Source organism: Paenibacillus methanolicus (assembly GCF_008124765.1).
In the GTDB taxonomy this organism is placed as follows: Bacteria; Bacillota; Bacilli; order Paenibacillales; family Paenibacillaceae; genus Paenibacillus_Z; species Paenibacillus_Z methanolicus.
The window spans coordinates 121,048-144,436 of record NZ_VNHS01000007.1; the positions used below are offsets into that span (position 1 = coordinate 121,048).

Here is a 23,389-nt window from a genome sequence, read left to right on the forward strand (position 1 = left end):
CAATGGAAAACCCTCGAATTCGAAAGATTACCGAGGAAGTGCTATCGGACAATTGGTATGTGCTGAAGAAGGTTACGTTCGAGTACCGCAAAGAGAACGGGGCGTGGGAGGAGCAGGCGCGCGAAGTGTACGATCGCGGCAACGGCGCGACCATCCTTCTCTATAATCGGGACAAACGGACGGTCGTGCTGACTCGTCAGTTCCGGATGCCGACCTATAAGAATCAGAACCCGTCCGGGATGCTGATCGAAACGTGCGCAGGGTTGCTGGATCAAGAAACGCCGGAAGCCAGCATCGTTCGCGAGACGGAAGAAGAGACGGGCTATAAGCTCGCGGCGGTGCAAAAAGTCGGAGAGGCGTACATGTCTCCGGGGTCGGTCACGGAGATCGTCCATTTCTATGTCGGCGAGTACGACGAAACGATGGCATCGGGAAAGGGCGGGGGACTCGACGAGGAGCAGGAAAACATCGAGGTGCTGGAACTGCCGTTCGACCAGGCCATGGCGATGATCCGGACCGGCGAAATTCGGGACGGGAAGACCATTCTGCTGCTGCAATACGCCAAGCTGAAAGGACTGCTTGAACGGGAGGCGGCGCATGAAGCGCCACGCCAGCCGCTGCATATTCTCGTCGCGGGCCCTTACCGATCGGGAACCGGCGACGATCCGGAGAAGATCGAGCAGAACGTCCGGTACATGAACCACATCGCCCTGCAGCTCTATGAAGCCGGGCACATGCCGGTGTTGGGGGAATGGTATGCGCTGCCGCTGATCGCGACCGCGGGGTCGACCGGAATCGGAGACGAGCCGTTCAACCGGATTTTCCATCCGTCGTCCGAAAGGCTGTTGCGCCATTGCGATGCCGTCGTGAGAGTTGGCGGTCCGTCGGCAGGAGCGGATGAGATGGTGAACGCGGCCAAGGCGATGGGGAAGCTGATCTTCGAGAAGCTGGAGGACGTTCCGAAGCTGAATGCCTGACTTCGTTCGAAGACGGATTCTGAAGCGCGCGACCAAAAGATCGACAAAAAAGCCCGAAGCAAACGCTTCAGGCTTTTTTGTCGCGGAGGTTTGAGGTGCCACTCCCCGCTTATTGCAGGGCCTGCCTCATGCTCCTTTACTGCGCCGTATATCCGCCGTCCACGATCAAGCTGTTGCCCGTCATGTACGACGAATCGTCGCTCGCGAGGAAGAGGACGGCTTTGGCCATTTCGTCCGCTTGGCCCAGACGCTTCATCGGCGTGACCGCCGCCAGCGCCTGCTTGCTCTCCTCCGGAATGATCGGCGTATCGATGAAGCCCGGGCAGAGCGCGTTCACGCGAATGTTCTGCTCGGCATATTCGAGCGCGAGCGACCGGGTCAGGTTCACGACGCCGCCTTTGGCCGCGTTGTAGGCGGCCGATCCCGGCGAACCTACCCAGCCGTACATGGATGCCGTGTTGACGATCGTGCCGCCGCCCGCCTTGAGCATTTCGCGGATCGATTCGCGCGCCACCAGGAACACGCCGTCGAGGTCGACGTTGACCGTGTTGCGCCATTCGGCGTAATCGAGCTCATGCGAAGGATGGACGCGGCCGATGCCGGCATTGTTGAAGACGACGTCGACTTTGCCGAACGCTTCGATCGTCTGCTCGAAGATCGCCGCGACCTCGTCTTCGCTCGTGATGTTCGCCGGGATGAAAAGCGCGTCGGCGCCTTGCGCCTTCAGCTCCTGTTCGAATGCTTGGCCTTTCGCTTCGTTCAAGTCGACCAGGACGACCTTCGCGCCTTCCGCGACGAACAGCCGTGCCGTCGCCGCTCCGATCCCCGATGCTCCGCCCGTAATAACCGCCACTTTACCTTGTAGTTTGCCCATCGTTGTTTCCTCCAGTACAATATTTTGAATAGCGCCGATTCGCGCGTTTACGGCGCTATATGTCGTTTACAGGTCTAATTGTACGCCTGCCCAATTCGCGATCCAATCAGCAAGATTAGCGCGAATGTTCACCTCGTAGACACTTGAAGCGAAAATGTCGGTTTCGGGAGAGATTGTGAAATGAATGATGAACATCTTGTGACCACGCAGCGGCGGAGCCGGACGAAGGAGCATCTGAAGTCTGCCCTGATCCGGCTCATTAAGGACAAGGGCTATCATGCCGTGTCCGTCCGGGACATCGTTGACCAGGCGGCGTACAACCGCAGCACCTTCTACGCCCACTACCAGGACAAAATCGAGCTCGCCGAAGAGCTGCTAACCTCGATGTTGAAGGGGTTGGAGGAAGCGGTCGGCACGCCTTACCGGCACGGACAGAAGGTATTTACGGCCAAGCTGAACTTGCCGTCCTTCGCGATCGTGACTTATATTTACGAACACCGGGATTTCTTCGAGCTGATCCAATACGACGACACGCTGCCGGGGCTGCACGTCGGTTTTCCGGAGACGATCCTGACGATCTATAAGGAGCAATTCGTGTTCGAGACGATCAACAACATCCCGGTCAACATGGATTATTTCAAGCATTACACCGCCTATGGCTTCTACGGGCTCGTCCGCAACTGGATCGCGAGCGGCTTCCGGGAATCGCAGGAGACGTTCATCCAGGAAGTGATCGACCTGACGAAGACGCACATGCATGCGTTCCGGTATGTGGGGAAGTGACGCGATTTTTACATATTGTGAAGAGGAGCTTTCCGGATTATGTCGAATAGGTAAAGACAACGCTCGTCCGCACCAATAATTAACAGTTTGAATTCCTCACCGATTCGCCTCGAATGTTAGGCTTTCCTTGTGCCTTGAATGGATCAACTTCGGAATGGGACGTGATGCGCGGTGCTTCCACGGATTCATGTAAGGTTGTTCGGCAATAGCAGGCATGCGCTTCAGACGCTGATCGTCTCCAATCTATTCATCCTCCTCATCCCCATGGCCATGGGGCTGTTTCTCTATGCCAAAGTCGAGCAAAGCCTCGAGAAGAGCACGAACCGCTCCAACGCGGCGATGCTGGAGCAGCTCCGGCTGCTGCTGGACAACAAATTGTCCGAAGTGGACATTCTCACCCGCCAAGTCGTGTTCGACCCGAAGCTGGATTACATGCTGAAAATCCCCGCGCATGCCGGCAGCGCCGACCACTACCAATTCGTCGAATTCATGCGGGACAAAATGGCCCGTTACCGCAGCATGACCAGCAGCTTCATCTTCGATTACTTCGTCTATTTCTCCCGCAGCGATACGGTGGTCAAAGCCGACCTCCTGACCGATTCGCGCACCTTCTACGCCACCAACTACACCTTTACCGGTCAATCGTACGAGCAATGGAAGAGGGGCCTGCTGACCGGCGCGCACGAGACGTCCTATTTGCCGGTAACGTCGCTCTCCCGCGGGCTTAACCCGCTCGCGAGCCTCGAGGATATTCCGGAGGACGTCATCGTCTATGTCCAGACGCTCCCCGCCAGCTCGCCGTCCGAACAGCTGGGCAACTTCGTCGTGCTCATCGACGTCGGCGAGATCAAGCGGATGTTCGCCCAGCTCGAATCGGCCAGCCACAGCGACATCTACATTCTGGACGACGACGGACGGACGATCATGAGCACCAGCTCGGCGCGCTTCCCCTCCGATCTGCTCGGGCGCGTGGACATGGTCGACGATCCGTTCCGCTACAAGCTCGAAGGCGTCGATCAGATGGTATCGGCCGTCGGCTCGCAGCGGACGGGCTTCCGCTATGTCTCGATTACGCCGATCGACGTGTTCATGCAGCAGGTCAATCAGATTGAGCGTTGGTCGCTCGGGTTGTTCGCGCTGTGCCTGTTCGCCGGCTTGCTCGCCGTCTTCTCCGCGGTATACCGCAGCTACAAGCCCCTCCATACGACGGTGAACGCGATCATGCGCGGCAAATCGATGAACGGCCGTCCGGCGCGCGACGAGTACGAATTCATTCGGCAGACGATCGAAGGGTCGATGCACGAAGAGAAGCACTTGCGCAGCACGCTGACGAAGCAGACGCCGTTCATCCGGGCGAACTATCTCTCCCGGCTGCTTCATGGCTATATGGACGTGGACGTGCCCGCGGACAACGAAGAGTCGCTGCGAATGATGGGACTACACTTTATCGGCGACCGATTCGCGGTGCTGCTGGTCAAAATCGAGGACGTGCATCTGTTCGCCGAGGAGGACGAGCAGCAGTGGGCGCGGGCGCGCTTCGTCGTCGCCAATATCGGCGTCGACCTGATCGTCCCGCCGCATCGCGGTTTTCCCGTGGAGCTGGACCGGGACCGGCTGGCGATTCTCGTCAATTTGGATCCGGGCGGGGAGGACGGGGAGCGCGTCATTCGGGAGCTGGTGCAATCGCTCTACGCGATCCTCTCGCAAAGGTTCAAGATCGGCATCACCATCGCGGCCGGCGGCGTCCACCAAGGGCCCAAGGCGATTCGCGATTCGTTCCCCGAAGCGTTGGCGGCGCTCGAGTACCGGCTCATTCTGGGCAAGAACGCGATCATTCATTTTCCGGATCTGGCCGGCACCAAGCAGCAGGTTCACTATCCGCTCGAGACGGAAATCCAGCTGACGAACTTCGCGCGAAGCGGGGATGCCGACAACGTCGGGAAGCTGCTGGACAGCATCTACGCCATGAACTTCGACTCCGGCCATCTGACCCCGGAGCTGGGCAAATGCTTGTTCTTCAACGTCATCAGCACGTTCCTGAAAATCATGAACTCGGCCAACATGAATCAATTGGAGGGGCTCGGCGAGGACTTCGACCCGATCAAAGCGGTGTTCAGCCATACGACGGCCGAGGGGATGCAGCGGAAGACGAAGGAGTTGTACGACACGCTCGCCCGGTCCTTCCAAGCCGAGCGGTCCGATCATCGCACCGTGCTGCATGCGGAGATGCTCGCCTTCGTCGACGGCGCGCTCGACGATCCGAATTTGGGACTGGCCATGGTCGCCGATCATTTCCGCATGACCCCGCCGTACATCTCCACGTTCTTCAAGAAGAATCAGGGCCAGAATCTGCTCGACTACATCACGCACAACCGCATCGCGGCGGCGAAGCGGCTCATGGACAAGCGCGACTTGACGATCGCGCAGATCGCGCACCGGGTCGGCTACAACAACGACGTCGTGTTCATCCGCGCCTTCAAGAAGCTCGAAGGCATCACGCCCGGCAAGTACCGGGAGACGATCGCGCCGGATGCGATCAGCCTCGGCGAATAAGGGGCGAACCAAGGCAGTCTCGGGCGAGGCTGCCTTTTCTTTGTTTAGGACATTTCGAAGAACTGTGCCTTGAGGCTAAAGTAAAGCGTGTCCGCGCAAGCGGACGAAAGCGAAGGTAAGCACGAAGTCTCATTAAGCGCACGACCCCCAAAGGATACCACCCCAAGGTTTAACCAACTGAAGCTTTGTCCGTCAGGACAAAAGCGTGCCCCGCTGAAGCCCAATCGCCGACCGCGAACAAGTGCGCCAGCACGAAAAAGGGAGTCCAGAGGGCAAAGCCCTATGGTTCCCCTCGGCGGAGGGGGAAGGGGGAGGGAGAGAGGAGGGTTCACGAAGGGCGAAGCCCTTTATCTTCGCGTCAACTGATGATTTTTAAGCCGCAACCGACTTATTTTAAGCCGGCTGCCGGTTCTTACGAAAATACAACGCACATGAAAAGGAGAGCATGGTCAGCCGGCCGCTTGCGCCCCTACACTTGGAATCGGGAGCCGGTCGGCACGGCCAGGCTTGCCCGAAGAACAATAGAGAACGTCCACTAATTCAGGGGAGTGATCGCACGGATGAACAACGCCATGAAGCGGTCGGGATGTATGTTGGCGGCATCGGCGCTCGTTGTATCGCTTGCGGCATGCAGCGGGAACGACGCGAACAGCGGGAACAACGAGGAGCCTGCGAACGCGGCGCAGCCGGGCGGCGCCGAGTCGGAGCCGCCCAAGCTCAGCCAGCTGACGTATTGGGTAGGGAATCATGCCGCGGCCGCCGCGTCGATGAAGACGTATGCGGAGATGGGCATGTATAGGGAGCGGGAGAAGGCCAGCGGGGTCAAAGTCGATTTCCAGCATCCGCCGCTCGACGCCGCGCAGGCGAAGGAGCAGTTCAATCTGATGATCGTCGGAAGCGACTTGCCGGACGTCATCGAATACAATTGGAACGACTACTTGGGCGGTCCGGAGAAGGCGATTCAGGATAACAAAATCATCAAGCTCAACGACCTGATCGACCAGTATGCGCCGAACTTGAAGAAGCTGCTGGACGAACATCCGGACTGGAAGAAGCAGATTACGACCGATAACGGCAGCATCTACGCATTCCCGTTCCTGCGCGGCGACGATAAGGTGCGGGTGTTCTTCGGGCCGGCGATCCGCCAAGATTGGCTCGACAAGCTGGGCCTTGCGAAGCCGGAGACGATCGACGACTGGTACGGCGTATTGAAGGCGTTCAAGGAGAAGGATCCCAACGGCAACGGCCAGGCGGACGAAATCCCGCTCTACCTCGACAAGGACCACTTCAACACCGATGCGCCTTTCCTCGGCGCATGGGGCGTGAACAACGGCTTCTATCAAGATAACGGCACGGTGAAATTCGGCCCGATTCAGCCCCAGTTCAAGGCCTTCCTAGAGACGATGAACAAGTGGTACGAGGAAGGGCTGCTGGACCAGGACTTCGCGGCGCCCAACGGCAAGCTGCTCGACAATAAGATGACGACGAACCTCTTGGGCGCGACGGCGACCTATAATGGCGGCGGCATCGGCAAATACGCCGGCTTAATGAAGGACAAAGACCCGAGCTTCAAGCTCGTCGCCGCTCCTTATCCCGTGCTGAAGGCGGGCGACCAAGCGATCTGGGGGCAGAAGGATTTCGCCTTCAACGGCATCGGCGCGGCAATCACGACGAGCGACGACAACCCGATCGAGACGGTGAAGTGGCTGGATTACGCGTACGGCGCGGAAGGCGAGCTGCTGTTCAACTACGGCATCGAGGGCGAGAGCTATACGTTGCAAGACGGTAAGGCCGTCCTGAAGCCGGAGCTGTTGACCCCGCCGAACGGAACGAGCAGCCAGCAGGCGATCGCCAAGTATACCCGGGCGACGTGGAGCGCGCCGTTCGTGCTCAGCGACAACTTCCAGCTGCAATATCTCGCCCTGCCGCAGCAGAAGGAAGCGCTGGAGATCTGGTCCAAGCCGACCGCCGAACGCAAAATGCCGCTGGTGACGCCGACGCAGGACGAGAGCAGCAAGTTCGCTTCGATCATGACGGATATCAACACGTACAAGGACGAGATGCTGCTGAAGTTCATTATGGGCGTGGAGCCGCTCGATGAATTCGACGGCTACGTCGAGAAGATCAAGAGCATGGGCATTGACGATGCCCTGAAGATCCAGCAGGCGGCGCTCGAACGGTTCGCCAAGCGCTGAGCGAAGGACGGCCTATAGTTGACAGGTTTGTGTCGGACTGACTTCAACACCCTCTGAAGCTTTGTCCGTCAGGACAAAAGCGTGCCCCGCTCAGGCCCAGTCGCCGACCGCGAACAAACGCGCCTGCACGAAAAGGGAGTCCAGAGGGCAAAGCCCTTTGGAGCCTCCTCGGCGGAGGAGGTGGGAGGAGGGAGCAACAAAAGTGGGGTCAACGGGGCGCAGTCCCGCTTAACCTGACAGCATTGCCAAAGCGGGATAAGATCGCTCATTCCACACGGAGAGGAAGGAAGGCACGATGTCGAAGCGCGCACGGAATCCCGATTTGCTGCGCACGCTGCGCGTGGACTGGCGGCGGCATTGGGGCGTTTATTTGATGGCGCTCCCCGTTATCGCGTATTATGCCATTTTTCATTACGGACCGATGTATGGGCTGCAGATCGCGTTCAAGGACTTCCAGCCGGCCCAAGGAATATGGGGGAGCCCGTGGATCGGGCTCGACCACTTCGAGAGCTTCTTCAACGGCATCTACTTCTGGCGCTTGATCAAGAACACGATCTTGATCAACGTATACGAGCTGCTGTTCGGCTTCCCGGCGGCGGTCGTGCTGGCGCTGCTGCTGAACGAGATTCGCCGCAGCGCGTTCAAGCGAATCGTGCAGACGATCTCGTACTTGCCGCACTTCATCTCGATCGTCGTGGTGGCGGGGATGATGGTCGATTTCCTCGGCCGCACGGGTCTGGTGAACCAATTGATGGGCGCCTTCGGCATCGAGCCGATCGACTTCCTGAAGGACGAGAGCTGGTTCCGGTTTCTGTATGTCTCCTCGGGAATCTGGCAGGGCGTCGGCTGGGGCTCGATTATTTACTTGGCCGCGATCGCCGGCATCGACCCGACGCTCTACGAGGCGGCGCGCATCGACGGGGCGGGCCGCTGGAAGCAGACGCTGCACGTGACGATCCCCGGCATCATGCCGACGGTCGTCATCCTGCTGATCCTGCAAATGGGCAGCATGATGACCGTGGGCAGCGAGAAGGTGCTGCTGCTCTACAACCCGCTCACCTATTCGACGGCCGACGTCATCTCGACGTACGTGTACCGCAAAGGGGTGCTGGAAGCGAGCTATGGCTTCTCGGCGGCGGTCGGCCTGTTCAACTCCGTCATCAGCCTCCTGTTGATCGTGGCGGCCAACCAGATCAGCAAGCGGTTCAGCGAGACGAGACTGTGGTGAGGGAGGGAGAGATCCGATGAAACTTACGATGGGGGAGCGGGCATTCGGCTGGTTGAACGTCCTGCTGATGCTCGGCCTGTGCGTCGTGACGCTGTATCCGTTCCTGTACGTGCTGTTCGCCTCGTTCAGCGACGCGACGAGCTTCCTGCAGAACCGGGGGCTGCTGCTCGCGCCGGCCGGCTTCGATCTGAGCGCGTACAAGGCGGTGTTCCGCAATCCGATGATTATGCAGGGCTACCAAAATACGCTGCTGTACGTGGTCGTCGGCACGGCGATCAATCTCGTCATGACCGCCATGGGCGCGTACGTGCTATCCCGGCCGAATTTGTATTTCCGGCATGTCCTCATGTTCTTCATCGTTATCACGATGGTGTTCCACGGCGGCTTGATTCCGAGTTATCTGCTCGTGAACGAGCTCGGCATGATGAATACGATGTGGGCGCTGCTCATCCCGGGCGCCATCAACACGTACAACATGATCATTATGCGCACCTCGTTCCAGACGGTGCCGGTGTCGCTGGAAGAATCGGCGCGCATGGACGGCGCGGGAGAGTGGACGATTCTGTTCCGCATCGTCATCCCGCTGTCGATGCCGGTCATCGCGGTCATGATTTTGTGGTATGCGGTCGGCCATTGGAATTCGTATTTCAGCGCGCTCGTCTATTTGCGCGATAGCGAGAAATATCCGCTCCAGCTCGTGCTGCGCGATATCTTGATCGCCAACAGCACGGATTCGATGATGACGGGCGCGGCCAGCGACGACAAATACGCCGTTGGCGAAACGCTTAAATACGCGACGATCATCGTGTCAACGCTGCCGATCATTTGCTTGTATCCGTTCTTGCAGAAGTATTTCGTCAAGGGCGTCATGATCGGGGCGATCAAAGGATAGGAGGAAGAGGCGCGTGACAACCGTGACGTACGACAACGCGCCGAGCGGCTGGAACGAAGCGCTGCCGCTGGGCAACGGACATTTCGGCGGGATGATCCATTACGAGGACCATATTCTGACGATGGCGCTGAATCATTACGAGGTGTATTACCGCAAACTTCATCGCTACAGCCATCGATACATGGAGGGCGAGGGTCCGGATTTCAGCCTGCAGTACGGCCGGACCTTCGAGCAGCTCAAGCGTCGCGCGCTGGAGCTGTACCGCGATTCTGCCGAAGGGCCGCTCTTCCTGTATGGCGACGCCTTGAACGAGCAGAGCATGTATCGCAAGTACGGCAAGCCGTCCGGCGGCGTATCTCATTATCCGACAGGGGAGATCAAACTCTTCCCTTCCGCCGCGCTCGAGGATCCCGATCATTATGATTTGCGGCTCGATGTAGAGCAGGCGGAGGTGCGCTTGCGGATCGAGAGAGAGGGGAGGAAGCTTACGGCGAGCACGATCGTGGCCGAGGACGGCGACTACGTGCTGACGGAGATCCGCCAGACGGAGGGCTCGCTATTAAGCGCGGTCGAGCTGTCGGTTCCGGCAAGACGGTATGCGGAGATGGACGTGTCGTATCATGCGCGGGATGAATCGATCTTCTATTATACGGGGTCCTTCTACCCGGACGGGGAGGACAAGGAACGTTCCCCGCCCTTCTCCTTCCTCGTTATGACGAAGGCGATCGGCGCGACGGGAGACATCGAGTGCGCATCCGATGGCGTACGAATGCGGCTGCGCGACGCGGGAGAGCGGCTGACGCTGCTGACGACAGTCGTGACGGAAGCGCAGGCGACGGATCTATTGCAGACGGCGCTCGATCGGATGGCGGAGGCCGTCTCGCGCATCGAGGCGATGAAGGCGAACCATCGCGCGTATTGGTCGCGATTCTGGTCGCGCTCGTCCGTCGCGCTGCCCGATAAGCTGCTCCAGGATTTGTGGCACGTCAATCTGTACGCGCTCGCTTGCTGTAACGGCCGCGGCGGCTCGATGCCCGAGCAGGCATGCGGACTGAACGGTCTGTGGGATATTAAGCAGCCGACCAAATGGGGCAGCATGTGGTATTGGGACGTCAACATCCAAGCCGCCTTCTGGCCGCTCTATACGGCGAATCATCTGGAGCTGGCGGAGGCGTTCAATGAAGGGCTGCTCGCCTACGTCGGGCATGCCGAGCGGATGGCGGAGCGGTTCTACGGCGTGGAAGGCATCGCCGGGGATTACCCGCACGCGCTGTACTTCAGCATTTGGCCGTGGTGCGCGCAGTTTCTGTGGGATTATTACCGGTACGGCATGAATGAAGCGTTCCTGCGGGACAAGGCATATCCGGTGCTGCGGGGGATCGCGCGGTTCTTCGAAGGCGTGCTGGAATACGACGCCGACAGCGGGCGGTACGGCATCTTCCCGGATATATCGCCGGAGCAGGGTCCGCTGACGCGCAATTCCACCTGCACGCTGGCGGCGGTCAAGTACGCGCTTCGCATCGCCGCCGAGGCCAGCGAGCTGCTGGGCGAGACATACGAAGAGCGTGACAGATGGAAGGCGCTGGCCGAGCGGTTAGCCCCTTATCCATCGGCAGTGTCCGCGCGGTACGGCGAGGTTATGCTCGATTCGGAATGGGCGCCGGCCGACTTGCCGCTGCGGCATCCGTCCCTGCTTATGCCGATTTATCCGATCGGGGAGATCGACCGGCGCAGCGGGCCGGAGCTTCGGCAGCGGGCGGCCAATACGCTGCGTTATGCGTCGGCGCGGATGGAATACGGCATGTTCCAATTCGGCTGGCTGTCCTGCGCCGCCTCACGGCTGGGCGACGGGGATGCCGCGCTCCGGCTGCTGTACGAGCAAGGGATCGACTTGTCGCTGCGGTGCAACGGCTTGTTCGCGGAGGAGACGGAGCGATGGATGAACTATTGCAACATCACGAACGAACCGCTCTACCACCCGCACATGATGGAAGCTTCGGGCGAGATCGTCGCCGCCGTGAACGAGATGCTGCTGCAAAGCTACGACGGGGTGATTGACGTGTTCCCGGCTGTTCCTCAAGGCGCAACCGCACAGCTTGGAGATCCGGCCGCGTACGATCATCAGACGGAGGAGCGGATGCGGGCTTATCCCGCTTGGGACGAGTGCGCGTTCCGGGGACTGCTCGCTGTAGGAGGGTTCGAAGTGAGCGCGAGCCGAAGCGGCGGACGGACGGATTGGGTGAGTATTCGGAGCTTGGCCGGCGGCGAAGCGGTCATGCGCAGCCCGTTCGGCGAAGGAGAGGATATCGTCATCATGGCGTTGACGGCAACATCGCGGGAGCGGGTAGCGCCGGTGTACCGCGACGGCTGCCTGCGATTCAACACGGCGCGGGACGCCAATTATGTCGTGTATGTCGGAAGCCGGGCAGAGGGGTTGCGATCGGCATGGTCGACTAGGGCTCGGGAGGGACGCGCGGCCCTCGCCGCCGGCGGAGCACCCCGCGTCCATGAGGCGCATACCGGACGGCGCGTATTTCTGGGTAAGGACCGGGACACGCGGCATGATCAGCTGCTCGATCACTTCACGTTCGACTATTACGCCGGGAACAGCCGAGTATCGAAGCTGGCGTCTTATCGGTTGGATTTCGGGGTGAAGCCGGAGCTGTTGGCCAAGGATTACCGCCAGGCGCTGCCTCGCCAGGTTCATGTAGAGGGCGTGCTGGGCCAGGCTTTTCGCAAAGTAACCGCCGACAGCCTGTTCACGCCGCAAACCGGGATCGGTTGGGCGCGGACGGAGTCGGTCGAAGCCGTCGACCGCGAGGGGCCGGACCTGCTGCGGCGGGATTTCGTCGGCGGCACGGACGAAGCAGTCTTCCTCGTCGAACTGCCACGGGGCAGGTATGACCTGCTGATCGTCTCCGGCGACGCCGCGGCGTTATCATACACCGAACTGAATATTCAAGGAGGTCCGCGCTGGACGACGGAACGCGCGCTCCGAGCGGGCGAATATGCAGCGGAGATCATCCCGATTACGCAGCGGAAGGACGGCTGCGCCGAGCTGCGGTTCCGTTCGCGTTCAGGGCTCCCGTGGCGGGTGAACCTGCTGGTGATTAATCGCAATTATACGTATTTGTAATCCACTCCACCAAATTAGAGGAGGACATTGACATGCGTATGGCTACAATCGCGACCAAGGCTGCTTGCCTGGCGCTGCCCGCGCTCTTGTTGACGCAAGGGCTGGGAGGACTGACGCAAGTTCAAGCCGCGACGGAGAAGTTCCCGACCTATGGGCAATCGGCCGTCCCGAGCTTGACCGCCGGCCGCGCGGATATCGCCGGCTCGGCGTTCGTCGACAAGGACGGCAAGTTCTACTGGATGTATTCGCAAGCCGACTACGAACAGGCCGACAACGGCGGCTCCTGGAACAAGCTGAACACCAACTCGGACCTGGGCGCGCTGAATACGAACTGGGGGACGACGAAGGTCTATAATTCGTACTGGAACCGGCCGGGCACGTTCAATTACAAGATCGACGAAGTATACGGCATCCCGACTCCGTACCAAGACGATCACAACGACGGCATCGGCGTCTGGGTGGACCCGGATACCGGCATCTGGTACGCGCTGACCAACGACGAGTATCAATTCCTCCCCTTCGCGACCAACAATCCGACGACCAACGCGAGAATCGCTTCCGGGATCCATAACAACCGTCTGTTATCCTCCTACTCCACGGACAAAGGCACCACCTGGCAGTTAATCGGTCAGGTGGCGACCTCGCCGTGGAATGATGCGAACGAAGCCGCGACGTCCGCCAATTTCCCCGGATCGACCTGGTCGTACGGCGTGGCGGGCGCCCGATTCTTCGTGGACAACGTGAACGGGTATTTCTATGCGCTGTACAACAACCACATCAACTGGAAGCCGGGATACAGCAACATCCTGACCTACTTCAGCCTCGCCCGGTCTCCGATCAGCGCCAAGATGGCGGAGGGTTCGTGGGACGTGTGGTACAACGGGACGTGGACCAGATCCGCGCTGAAGGGTTATGCCGGATGGATCGGCAGTCCGATGGGGGCCGGAAGCGACCATAATCTGACGGTCAATTATACTCCCGCGACGGACAGTCTCACGTTGACCGGCACGGGCATGGACGGGTCGGCGCTGAACATCGGCTACACGAAGATTCCGAGCAGCGGCGAGTTCACGTTCAAGGATGCCAGCGGCAGCGCGTATACGGCGAATACAGTGGCCAGGACGATTACCAATTCCGGCGGCGCAACCGTTCCTTCCGTCTCGTATTCCGATCCGGCGCTCGACGCGACGATGACGGTCTATATCGAGAACGGCCAAGTGTGGATCAAGCAGGAGAACAATTCGACCGGCTATCAGACGACCGTGAGTCCAACTGCCAGCGGCAACGTGGTGTTCAAGAACACGGCCACCCAAAGGTTGTTCGTGCCGGTGAATACGCAATACCAGAATGCCTTCTCGTATAACGCGTACAGCGGCAAGTATCGTTCCGTCGGCTATGACGGCTACGTCTACGAGACGGACGACCTTGGCGCGCCCGACACGTTCAAGGTCGTCGGCAAGCTTCCGGCCAAGGTCGGCAGCTACTTGTCGCAGATCGATACGGGCAGTTTGACCAATCAGCAGGTCAGCGGGTATTCGTTCCGTACCATCTCCGATCTGTCCGGCAAACAAATCAACTATACGACCGCCGATCCGGCCGCCGGGCAGACGTACTACTCGGCGTATAACCCGCCCAAGGACAAGAACGGCGCAGCCCTTTCGCCAACCTCCAGCTATACGATCGCGATCGGCGGCACCGCGCTCAAGGACGGGGCGGCGGACCGGTGGCAGTTCATCCCGGTACCCGATGAATTCGATCCGAGCAAGAACAGCGGCTTCTACCGCTTGCAGAACGTGACCACCGGCGCTTACTTGAAGACGGCCGGAGCCACGGCGGAGGCCAAGCGGGCGGTCGGCGCGGCCGTCACCGTCGGCGCGGCCGATGCGGGCGCCGATCCGAGCGGCAACGCCGGGAACGGCGCGGCGGTCGGCAGCGACCAGTGGTACCTGCTCCCCGTCGGCAACGCGACGCCTGCCTATATCACGTCCGCCTCTTCATCGGCGACGATCGCGGCGGCGACGAACACGTCGCTGAGCGGCGTTACCAAGTATCGGCTGGTGAACCGAACGAGCGCGCTGGCCGTCGAATTCGCCTCCGGCAGCGCATCCATCCAAGGCATCGAGTTCGGCGCGAACAATCCGCAAGTGCTGACGATTACGCCGGCGACCGGAACGCCGGGCGTACCTGCCGCGCCGACCGGCTTGACCGCTACGGCGACGGGCGTATCGGCCATCCAGGTCAGCTGGAGCGGGTCCGCGGGCGCTACCGGTTATGACCTGATGGTGGACGGGACGATCGTCGCGAATGCGACCAGTCCTTATAGCCATGCCAACCTTGCGCCAAGCTCGACCCATACCTATCAGGTCCGGGCGAAGAACGGCACGGGAGCGGGCGACTGGAGCTTGCCTGCGAGCGCTACGACATTATCGGGCATCGTCTCGCAGGGCAAGACGACGACGGCCAGCTCGGAGCAAGCCGGGAACGCGATCGGCTACGCCGCCGACGGCAATTCGTCCGCGACAAGGTGGGCAGCCGCAACCAATGCGTATCCGCAGTGGTGGAAGGTCGACCTGGGCGGCAGCATGGATATTACGAAGCTGGAGAGCTATTGGTATAACAGCGCGACCTATCCGCGGTCTTACCAATACAAGATCGAAGGCAGCCTCGACGATGTAACGTATACGACGATCGTCGACCGTACGGGGAATACGACGCAAGGTTTGACGACGGATACGTTCAATGCCACGTACCGGTATGTCCGCGTCACCGTCACCGGCTCCAGCTACAGCGGCGGCAGCGCCTCCAGCTATGAATTCAAAGTCTATGGCGAGCCTAGTCAGGCCGGCCAGCTCATCTCCCAAGGCAAGACCGCCACGGCCAGCTCGGAGCAGACCGGGAACGCGATCGGCAGCGCCAATGACGGGAATGCGACCTCGACCCGATGGGCGGCCGTCTCGAACGTTTATCCGCAGTGGTGGAAGGTCGATCTGGGCAGCAGCCGGAACGTCTCGAAGCTGGAGAGTTATTGGTACAACAGCGCGACGTACCCGCGTTCTTACCAGTACAGGATCGAAGGCAGCAATGATGACGCGACTTACACCACGATCGCGGATCGAACGGGAAATACGACGCAGGGGCTGACCACGGATACGCTTAGCGGCACCTACCGCTACATCCGGGTGACGGTCACCGGGTCCAGTTACAGCGGCGGCAGCGCCTCTAGTTATGAGTTTAAGGTGTATGGCTAGTTAGGGATAAGTCTCGGCAAGCGACGAAGCCTATCGCTGATCGCGCCGAATAACCCACTCCTCTCCAGGATGTGGGTTATTTCGCGTCTCGCTATGCTAGCCGCGCCGTCTCCCGTCTACGCATTCCGGCTCACGCGAAACCCCTGATCCGGGCCGTAGCCGCTGGCCTCGAACTTGCCGCGGTACGCGAGCTCGCTGCTCTTGACGTCGCCCATCCAGCCGCCGCCTTTCAGCACGCGCCAGGAGCCGCCGTTGGTAGGCGCGCCCGACTCGGCATACCAATTCCAGCACCATTCCCGCACATTGCCGGACATATCGTACAGCCCCAGTTCGTTCGGCTTCTTGCCGCCGATTGCGTGCGTGCGGCTATGGTTGCTCTCGATGATCGGCCAGTTCCAGTCGCCGGATAAGTACTGATCGCCGGCATTGCGCCAATACCAAGCGACTTCGTCGGCGTTGTTGCCTCCGCTGTATGTATAGCTCTTGCTGAGCTGCCCGCCGCCGGCGGCGTATTCCCATTCGGCTTCGGTCGGCAGCCGGTAGCCATTCGCATCCGCGTTGATCGTGACGGTCCATTTCAGCGGATCGTATTCGCTCTTGTTATTCGGATCTGCTTTCGTCTTGTCGATCTGGTAATAAGGGGCGAGGCCCTCTTGCAGGCTCCGCTTATTGCAATACTCCACGACGTCGTACCAGCTGACCATCTCGACCGGCAAGTCGACGCCTTTGAAAGTGGAGGGATTGCCGCCCATGATGTCCGCCCACTCTTGCTGCGTGACCTCGTATTGGCCGATATAAAAGCTCTCTATCGCCGCGCCGTTCCCGTAGAAGCTGGACTTCGCATGCTGGAAGGCGCCGCCTTCGACAAGGACCATGTTATCCGCCTTGACTAAGGTTCTTGACGTCTGTTCCGTGTGCGTCTGTTCGGTCTGCGTCGGGGCGACAGGCGTCTGCGCGGCTTTGCTGGACGCGCAAGCGCTGGCAACGATCGTCGTCGCGGTTAACAGCAGCATAATTCGCCATCTCATGATGAGACCTCCTTTCTTGCGGATGGGAAAAGGTATAGGCCATGACGGCCTATACCTGAAGACGCGCTCGAATTCCCTCTTCCGGAGACGGACCTGCCGTCGCCCGTGCGGTTACCCAGCGTGCGGCCGGGCGATTACCATACCGTGACGTTCGAGCTGCCGCTGCTTTGATAGCCTTCCGTCGCGAGCACCTGGTACGACCAGCTACTGCCCAGGTTCATGCCTTTGCTCTTCCAGGCGTTCACATGGTTGCCGAACGTAATGGCCACGTTGCTGCCGGTCGGCCGCTTCGACTGGCGAACGCTCCAGAACTGGGTGAACGTCTGCGTGCCGTCGATGGAAGGCGCGTTGTAGCGCGTCGTCGTGTAGATGTCGTACGTGCCGCCGTCGCTCGTGACGGTGCCTTTATGCGTGCCGGTCGGTCTGTACGTGCCCCAGCTGTCGACGACGTAATATTCGATGAGCGAATTGCGCGTCCATCCGTAGAGCGTCAAATAGCCGTTGCCGCTTGGCGCCCACACGCCGGCGTTGTAATTGACCACGCGGTTCGGCGAGCCGGTCGTCCAGCCTTTGCCGACGACGAAGTTGCCGGTATTCGACCAGTTGACGCTATAGTTGCCGCCGGAGCCGTTGACCGCGTTCACCGTGCCGCCGCCGTCCGTCCAATTCTGCCAGTAGTCCGTCGCCGCGCTCGCGGAAGCCGCGAACGCGCTGAACCCGATGGAAGCCGCCATAATGCCCGTCAACATTTTTTTGTTCATCTTCATCATTAATAACCTCCTAATAAGTTGGGTTGGAACGACATGCCTGCTTTCGATTCGTCTGTCGATTCGCGCTGCCGTACATGATGTTGGATCAGCCGCCTTGAGCTGCCATGACCACCTCCTCGCTAGGAAAATGATAAAAGAAAGCGTATTCATTTGAACTTGAGAAATTAAAGATTTCCCTATACATTTTAAAGTTGTTCCAAGCTGGAGGCGGCGGGAGCGGAGGACAACGCGATCGCTTAGAACGGCTTGGCCGATTCGAAGATCATGACGGGACATGCCTTAGGAAAATTTAGTTAGTTTTGTTTAGTTCCTTTCTTACTTCGTTCTGCTATAGTTAGTGAAGATTTAGACAGGGGCGTTCGGATGAGAGAGAGAAGGATCCCCATGAGGTCTGACGCGGATTCAACAATATGTAGAGTATAGGAGAGCAATCATGACTGGAACCAAAAAGATGGACCGTTTGCGGCTAGTACTGCTGCTCGGCGCATTCTCGGCGCTCGGCCCGCTGACGATCGACATGTATTTGCCGTCGTTCCCGGAAATTACGGCCGATTTCGGCACGCAGGCTTCGCTCGTGCAGCTCAGTTTGACGGCCTGTCTGATCGGGCTCGGACTGGGGCAAATCATTATGGGGCCGCTGAGCGACGTGCACGGCAGACGCAAGCCCGTCATCCTGTCGCTCGTGCTCTACCTGGTCGCGTCTTTCGTCTGCGCGATCTCGCCGAACATTTATTTCTTTATCGCGGCGCGCTTCGTGCAAGGGTTCGCGGCTTCGGCGGGGATCGTCATCTCGAGAGCCGTCGTGCGCGACGTGTACAGCGGGACGGAATTAACGAAGTTCTTCTCCATGCTGATGTTGGTCAACAATCTGTTCCCGATGATCGCGCCGATGGCCGGCAGCGGCGTCATTTCTTTTACAACGTGGGTCGGCGTGTTTATTGTCCTGGGCATCGTCGGGCTGTTGCTCGTCATCTTGGCGACGACGGGCTTGAAGGAGACGCTGCCGGTCGAGAAGCGGGTATCCGGCAACTTCGGCGAGCTTGCCACCGGCATTCGGGCGCTGATCAAGGACCGGCATTTCATCGGCTGCGCGCTGGCGCAGGGGATCATGATCGGGGGCGTATTCGCGTACGTATCGGGTACCCCGTTCGTGTATCAGAATATATACGGCGCATCGCCGCAGCTCTTCGCGCTGCTGTTCGCCTCTAACGGCATCAGCTTGATTATCGGCTCGCAGGTGGTCGGGCGGTTCAGCCGCGTATTCTCGGAGCGGAATTTCGTTATTCTCGGTTTGTTCTTGTCCTGCGCGGCCAGCTTGACGGCACTGCTCGTCATTTTGCTGCAGGGACCTTTGTTCGCGCTCGTCATTCCGCTGTTCTTCTTCGTCGCCTCGATCGGGATGACGGCTACCGCTTCCTTCGTGCTGGCGATGGGCTCGCAGAGCGAACGGGCGGGAAGCGCCGCCGCGCTGCTCGGCTTGCTGCCCTTCGTCATCGGATCCATCACGTCGCCGCTCGTCGGCGTCGCGGGCGAGTACTCCGCCGTGCCGATGGGCGTCATCATCGTGTGCACGAGCGTGCTCGCGCTGGTCGCGTTCTTCGGTTTGGCCGGGAAGGCGACGGCGACGGCCGCGAAGGAGCAAGCGGTGGCGTAGGCGTTTTATGAATACGGCAATCTGCCGATCTGTATAAGGGATCGACCTCGTTTTGGGGTCGGTCTCTTTTTTGCGTTGTCGAAGTGCTAGAGGTAGTTGTTGAATTTTCCCTGAAGTGAACGACTGCCCCTTCCCGGGGTTGGCCCAACCGGGGTCTACGTCGGCGGCATATGATAGTGACAGAGATAGGGAGAGTCACAAATTCATAGCCCAATGGAGATGACAGCATGCCGAATCAATCAGAAGGAGCCGGTGCATCGGGCATCCGGATCGACGTTCTTATTCCCGCGATAAGCAAAGACCTCAGGACCTTGCCGCACGTCGTGGAGGCGGTCCGCCGCCACTCGCGCCATCCGGTCGGCGACGTCGTCATCGTCGCGCCGCGCGAGGAGGCCATCCTGGCCGCTTGCCGCGCCAACGGCTGGCGATTCGTGGACGAGAATACGGTGCTGCCGATTACGAAGAAGCACATTCACTACCGTTCGGCCCGCTGGGAGCGCTCGGGCTGGCTGTTCCAGCAGCTGCTGAAGCTGAGCGGCGATAAGCTCGTCCGGTCGGAGCATTTTCTCGTCATCGACGCGGACACGGTGCTGATTCGGCCGCATCGATTCCACTCCGGCGGCCGCACGACGTTCTACACGCGAAAGTGGAGTCAGCCGGAGTACTTCCGGACGTACCGGAAGCTGATGGGAAGAGAGGCTTCGGCTCCGCGCTCCTTGGTCACCCACTACATGCTGTTCGAGAAAAGCAAGCTGCGCGAGTTGAAGCGATTCATCGAAGCGATACACGGCACGAGCTGGTACAGGGCCATCATCGACAGCATCGACCGGACCAAGCAGTTCGGGTTCAGCGAATACGAGACTTACGGCAACTACGTGTACACCCGATATCCGGACGGCGTCCGCCTGCTGCCTGCTCGCAACCGCGCGCTTCATGCCCGCGTGGACCGAATGACGGCTCGGCGTTACAAGAAACTGGCGGTCCGATACCGTTCCGTCAGCTTCCACGAGCGTGAGGGCTACGTACGGAGCGCGGCTGCTCGCGTCGCGTCTTCACAACCATCGCAGAGCAGAATCAAACCTACGCGCGGCAAGACCGCCAAGCCGGCAACGGCGAGCAGGGGCTGAGCGGATGGCGACGAACAGACCTCGCAAGCGATTGGTCGGAAGGCGCGGCGTGACCGGCGGCGCCCGCTCGCCTCGATATCGGGTCTACTGGCATGGTCCCCTTCACCGAAAAGGGGGGCTGGGCGGAGCCAGCAAGGCGTATGCGCGGGCGCTTCGGCGGCAGGGCATTCCGGTTCAAGCCGGCTCTTCGCGGGCAATCAAGCGGCCGACCGCCGCCTCTCCCGGGAAGCGCGTCCTGGTCTATCACTATCCGCCGCATACGATGAGTCCCGCCCGCGCGAAGCGGCTCGGCTACGATAAGGTCGTGCTCAACACGGTATGGGAAACGACGCGGATCCCGGCCCGATGGCGCCGAGCGATGAATCGCTATGATGCCGTATTGGTCCCGACTCGCCATAACAGGAAGGCGATGTATGACAGCGGCGTCCAGGTACCGGTCTATTTGGCGCCGCACGGCGTGAACACCGGCGGATTTCGTCCATCCAATCCGCCTGCCAAGCTGCCAGGGAGCCAGGGCAGGTTCGTGTTCCTCTCCGTCTTCGGCTTTCAGCACCGCAAAAATCCGGAGGCGCTGCTCCGCGCGTACTGGGAGGAATTTACGGATCAAGACAACGTGCTGCTCGTCATCAAGACGAGCGGATATGGCAACGACGAGGACGGAGCATGGATTCGGAACCGGATCAGCCGCTACCGCGCCTCGCTGCGCATAGCCCATCGAACGGCGCCGCTGCTGCTCCTGACCCGCCATCTGGACGGCCGCGAGCTGAAAGGCCTCTATACCGCGGCGGATGCATTCGTGCTCCCTACCCGGGGCGAAGGCGTCGGCATGCCGTTCATGGAAGCGATGGCGAGCGGCATTCCGTGTATCGCGACCGCATGGGGCGGGCAGATGGACTTCCTGACGCCGTCCAATTCCTTCCTCGTGCCTTACCGGCTCCGGCGGCCCGCGGTCTCCATGGGCAAGAACTCCGCGATTTCCCGTTCCTTTCGCGAAATATTCGCGGAGAAGGATCAGCTATGGGCCGAGGCCGACCTCGGCATGCTGAAGCTGCAAATGCGCCGCGCCTATGCGAATCCTTCGCTCTGCCGGGAGAAGGGACGGCTCGGACGCCGGGACATGCTGGGCCTTGGCTGGCAGGCGGCCGGTCGCGCCATGTCGTCCGCGCTGGACCGCGTCGTGGCGGATGCTCGCGGATCGCGAAAGGCGGCCTTGACCGTCGGAGCAATGCAGAAGAAGACGGCCGGGCCGAAGACGGCGAGGGTCGGGGGACATCGCCCAGGGGACCCGGAGCGTAACCGCCGCCCGTGGCTGGACAGCCGCTTCAGGCGGCAGCCGCGTTAGAGGCTCGCTTGTAGAGAAAGGGGGCATTGCACAGTTGCGAATCGTGCTGTTATCCGGAGGATCGGGCAAGCGGCTGTGGCCGCTGTCCAACGAGATCCGGTCCAAGTTGTTTTTGAAGCTGCTGCCGGGCGCGGACGGTCAGCCGGAATCGATGATGCAGCGCGTCTGCCGGCAGCTAGCGGCGGCCGGATTGCTCGAGCGGGCCGTCATCGTGACCCACTGCAGCCAGACGGAGATCACGCGCAGACATGCCGGGGCGGACATTCCGATTATCGAGGAGCCGCTCAAGCGGGGGACCTATGCGGCGATCGCGCTGGCCTGTTCGTTCCTGTCGGCCGAATTGCATGTCGCGCCGGACGAAACGATACTCGTGCTGCCGGTCGATCTATTCGTCGAGCCGTCCTTCTTCCGCGTGCTGCAGCGGCTGCCAGAGGCGCTTCGTCAGGCCGGAGCCGACATCGGGCTGATCGGCACGCCGCCATCCCACCCATCGAGCCAATACGGCTATATGGTGCCGAAGCGAAAGGCGACTTCCGGACGCCGGGGGCGGGCCGCTACCGTCCCCTCCGGCGCCGACGGTGCGGCCGCGCCGGACTGGATCGGGATCGAGCGGTTCACGGAGAAGCCCGATCCGCCTGCCGCCGCTAAGCTGATGAAGCAGGGCGCGCTCTGGAATTGCGGCGCGTTCGCTTTTCGACTCGGGCATATGATGGAGAGTTTGCAAAGGGAAGGACAGCCGACGACGCCGGCGGAGTGGGCGGACAAGTACGCCGGCTTGCCGGAGGCGAGCTTCGACGAGCAAGTCGTCGAGCGATCGGCGCGCAGAATCGCGCTGGTCTACGAGGGGCCATGGCATGATCTTGGAAGCTGGGAGACGTTCGCGCGGCATATGGAGGAGCGGCGGGTCGGCCCGGGTCACGTCGGCGAGGACTCGCCGAACACGCATCTGGTTAACGAGCTCGATCGTCCGGTCTATGTCGTCGGGGTACCGGACGCCATCGTCGCGGCGAGCCCGGACGGCATTCTCGTCGCGAGCAAGAGCGACTCCAACCTCGTGAAATCGCTGCTGGGCGAGGAAGCGCGCATGCCGATGTACGAAGAGAAACGATGGGGCTTCTGCCGGACGCTCGATTACGTCGAGACGGAGCAGGGGGGCGTGCTCACGCGGCGGATCGAGCTGCAACCCGGCGGCCGCACCAGCTATCATTCGCATGCTGGGAAAGAGGAAGTGTGGACGGTGCTCTTCGGGAACGGGAGCTTCATCCTGGAGGACAAGATTTACACGGTCGGCCCCGGCGACGTCATGCGCTTCCCGACTGGCGCACGCCATGGCGTGAAGGCAGATACGGCGCTGTTGTGCGTGCAGGTCGAAATCGGGCAGGTGCGGGACGAAACGGACATCTTGCGGCTGTCGACGAGCTGGTAAGGAAAGCGTATAATATAGTCTTATTCTATCAAGCGAGCAAGCTTCCGAGCGTCGACTAGAAAACTAGAGACATGGCAGGTTTTATTCTGCCATGTCTTTTTCTTTGTTTAAGAGACTATTGATGATTGAGACTTGCGGAAAAAGTAAAGAGTGTCC

Annotated in this window: 15 protein-coding genes; 12 read left to right on the forward strand and 3 right to left on the reverse strand. The window is 60.4% G+C overall.

Translation table 11 applies throughout. The features are described from left to right. Window positions 1-2: 2 nt before the first annotated feature. Window positions 3-977 carry a GDP-mannose pyrophosphatase NudK gene (nudK, locus tag BCM02_RS18880; protein WP_148930681.1) on the forward strand — a complete coding sequence of 325 codons (975 nt, stop codon included), beginning with the start codon at window positions 3-5 and terminating at the stop codon, window positions 975-977. A 136-nt stretch (window positions 978-1,113) separates the two neighbouring features. Here nudK and BCM02_RS18885 read toward each other — a convergent pair whose 3' ends face one another. After that, window positions 1,114-1,851: an SDR family NAD(P)-dependent oxidoreductase gene (locus BCM02_RS18885; RefSeq protein WP_148930682.1), complete on the reverse strand. Its 738-nt coding sequence runs from the start codon at window positions 1,849-1,851 to the stop codon at window positions 1,114-1,116. A gap of 180 nt (window positions 1,852-2,031) precedes the next feature. Here BCM02_RS18885 and BCM02_RS18890 point away from each other — a divergent pair, with 180 nt between their 5' ends. The 7 genes from BCM02_RS18890 to BCM02_RS18920 all read left to right on the forward strand — a co-directional run bounded on the left by BCM02_RS18890 (window position 2,032) and on the right by BCM02_RS18920 (window position 15,886). Next, window positions 2,032-2,634 carry a TetR/AcrR family transcriptional regulator gene (locus BCM02_RS18890; RefSeq protein WP_148930683.1) on the forward strand — a complete coding sequence of 201 codons (603 nt, stop codon included), beginning with the start codon at window positions 2,032-2,034 and terminating at the stop codon, window positions 2,632-2,634. 171 nt (window positions 2,635-2,805) lie between these two features. Next, window positions 2,806-5,187, forward strand: a complete 2,382-nt coding sequence (locus BCM02_RS18895; protein WP_246183451.1) for a helix-turn-helix domain-containing protein — start codon at window positions 2,806-2,808, stop codon at window positions 5,185-5,187. A gap of 560 nt (window positions 5,188-5,747) precedes the next feature. Next, window positions 5,748-7,382: a type 2 periplasmic-binding domain-containing protein gene (locus tag BCM02_RS18900; protein ID WP_148930684.1), complete on the forward strand. Its 1,635-nt coding sequence runs from the start codon at window positions 5,748-5,750 to the stop codon at window positions 7,380-7,382. A gap of 295 nt (window positions 7,383-7,677) precedes the next feature. Continuing rightward, window positions 7,678-8,610 carry an ABC transporter permease gene (locus tag BCM02_RS18905; protein WP_148930685.1) on the forward strand — a complete coding sequence of 311 codons (933 nt, stop codon included), beginning with the start codon at window positions 7,678-7,680 and terminating at the stop codon, window positions 8,608-8,610. A gap of 16 nt (window positions 8,611-8,626) precedes the next feature. After that, window positions 8,627-9,502: a carbohydrate ABC transporter permease gene (locus BCM02_RS18910; RefSeq protein ID WP_148930686.1), complete on the forward strand. Its 876-nt coding sequence runs from the start codon at window positions 8,627-8,629 to the stop codon at window positions 9,500-9,502. Window positions 9,503-9,515: 13 nt separating this feature from the next. After that, window positions 9,516-12,638: a glycosyl hydrolase family 95 catalytic domain-containing protein gene (locus BCM02_RS18915; protein WP_148930687.1), complete on the forward strand. Its 3,123-nt coding sequence runs from the start codon at window positions 9,516-9,518 to the stop codon at window positions 12,636-12,638. A gap of 32 nt (window positions 12,639-12,670) precedes the next feature. Then, entirely contained in the window at window positions 12,671-15,886 is a 3,216-nt protein-coding gene (locus tag BCM02_RS18920) for a galactose-binding domain-containing protein (RefSeq protein ID WP_148930688.1), read from the forward strand. Between the two features lie 116 nt (window positions 15,887-16,002). Here BCM02_RS18920 and BCM02_RS18925 read toward each other — a convergent pair whose 3' ends face one another. Further along, window positions 16,003-16,914, reverse strand: coding sequence for a formylglycine-generating enzyme family protein (locus BCM02_RS18925; RefSeq protein ID WP_148930689.1), 912 nt, complete (start codon window positions 16,912-16,914; stop codon window positions 16,003-16,005). Between the two features lie 134 nt (window positions 16,915-17,048). Further along, complete coding sequence (locus BCM02_RS18930) at window positions 17,049-17,684, reverse strand: glycoside hydrolase family 11 protein (protein WP_148930690.1); 636 nt, start codon at window positions 17,682-17,684, stop codon at window positions 17,049-17,051. Between the two features lie 433 nt (window positions 17,685-18,117). On the opposite strand from BCM02_RS18930, the gene BCM02_RS18935 reads away from it, so the two are divergent. The 4 genes from BCM02_RS18935 (at window position 18,118) to BCM02_RS18950 (ending at window position 23,233) form a co-directional block, all read left to right on the forward strand. Beyond that, window positions 18,118-19,338, forward strand: a complete 1,221-nt coding sequence (locus tag BCM02_RS18935; protein ID WP_148930691.1) for a multidrug effflux MFS transporter — start codon at window positions 18,118-18,120, stop codon at window positions 19,336-19,338. Between the two features lie 227 nt (window positions 19,339-19,565). Beyond that, window positions 19,566-20,465 carry a DUF6492 family protein gene (locus BCM02_RS18940; protein ID WP_222871021.1) on the forward strand — a complete coding sequence of 300 codons (900 nt, stop codon included), beginning with the start codon at window positions 19,566-19,568 and terminating at the stop codon, window positions 20,463-20,465. A 4-nt stretch (window positions 20,466-20,469) separates the two neighbouring features. Further along, window positions 20,470-21,807 (forward strand): glycosyltransferase, encoded by a 1,338-nt coding sequence (locus tag BCM02_RS18945; protein WP_148930692.1) that lies wholly within the window; start codon window positions 20,470-20,472, stop codon window positions 21,805-21,807. A gap of 43 nt (window positions 21,808-21,850) precedes the next feature. Next, a complete protein-coding gene (locus BCM02_RS18950; protein ID WP_246183477.1) occupies window positions 21,851-23,233 on the forward strand; it encodes a sugar phosphate nucleotidyltransferase in 1,383 nt (460 codons plus the stop codon). Window positions 23,234-23,389 lie beyond the last annotated feature (156 nt).

What these genes read in the sequence shown, in the direction of transcription:
- nudK (WP_148930681.1), top strand. Translation starts at nt 3, where the DNA reads ATGGAAAACCCTCGAATTCGAAAGATTACCGAGGAAGTGCTATCGGAC.
- BCM02_RS18885 (WP_148930682.1), bottom strand. Translation starts at nt 1,851, where the DNA reads ATGGGCAAACTACAAGGTAAAGTGGCGGTTATTACGGGCGGAGCATCG.
- BCM02_RS18890 (WP_148930683.1), top strand. Translation starts at nt 2,032, where the DNA reads ATGAATGATGAACATCTTGTGACCACGCAGCGGCGGAGCCGGACGAAG.
- BCM02_RS18900 (WP_148930684.1), top strand. Translation starts at nt 5,748, where the DNA reads ATGAACAACGCCATGAAGCGGTCGGGATGTATGTTGGCGGCATCGGCG.
- BCM02_RS18905 (WP_148930685.1), top strand. Translation starts at nt 7,678, where the DNA reads ATGTCGAAGCGCGCACGGAATCCCGATTTGCTGCGCACGCTGCGCGTG.
- BCM02_RS18910 (WP_148930686.1), top strand. Translation starts at nt 8,627, where the DNA reads ATGAAACTTACGATGGGGGAGCGGGCATTCGGCTGGTTGAACGTCCTG.
- BCM02_RS18920 (WP_148930688.1), top strand. Translation starts at nt 12,671, where the DNA reads ATGCGTATGGCTACAATCGCGACCAAGGCTGCTTGCCTGGCGCTGCCC.
- BCM02_RS18925 (WP_148930689.1), bottom strand. Translation starts at nt 16,914, where the DNA reads ATGAGATGGCGAATTATGCTGCTGTTAACCGCGACGACGATCGTTGCC.
- BCM02_RS18930 (WP_148930690.1), bottom strand. Translation starts at nt 17,684, where the DNA reads ATGATGAAGATGAACAAAAAAATGTTGACGGGCATTATGGCGGCTTCC.
- BCM02_RS18935 (WP_148930691.1), top strand. Translation starts at nt 18,118, where the DNA reads ATGACTGGAACCAAAAAGATGGACCGTTTGCGGCTAGTACTGCTGCTC.
- BCM02_RS18940 (WP_222871021.1), top strand. Translation starts at nt 19,566, where the DNA reads ATGCCGAATCAATCAGAAGGAGCCGGTGCATCGGGCATCCGGATCGAC.
- BCM02_RS18945 (WP_148930692.1), top strand. Translation starts at nt 20,470, where the DNA reads ATGGCGACGAACAGACCTCGCAAGCGATTGGTCGGAAGGCGCGGCGTG.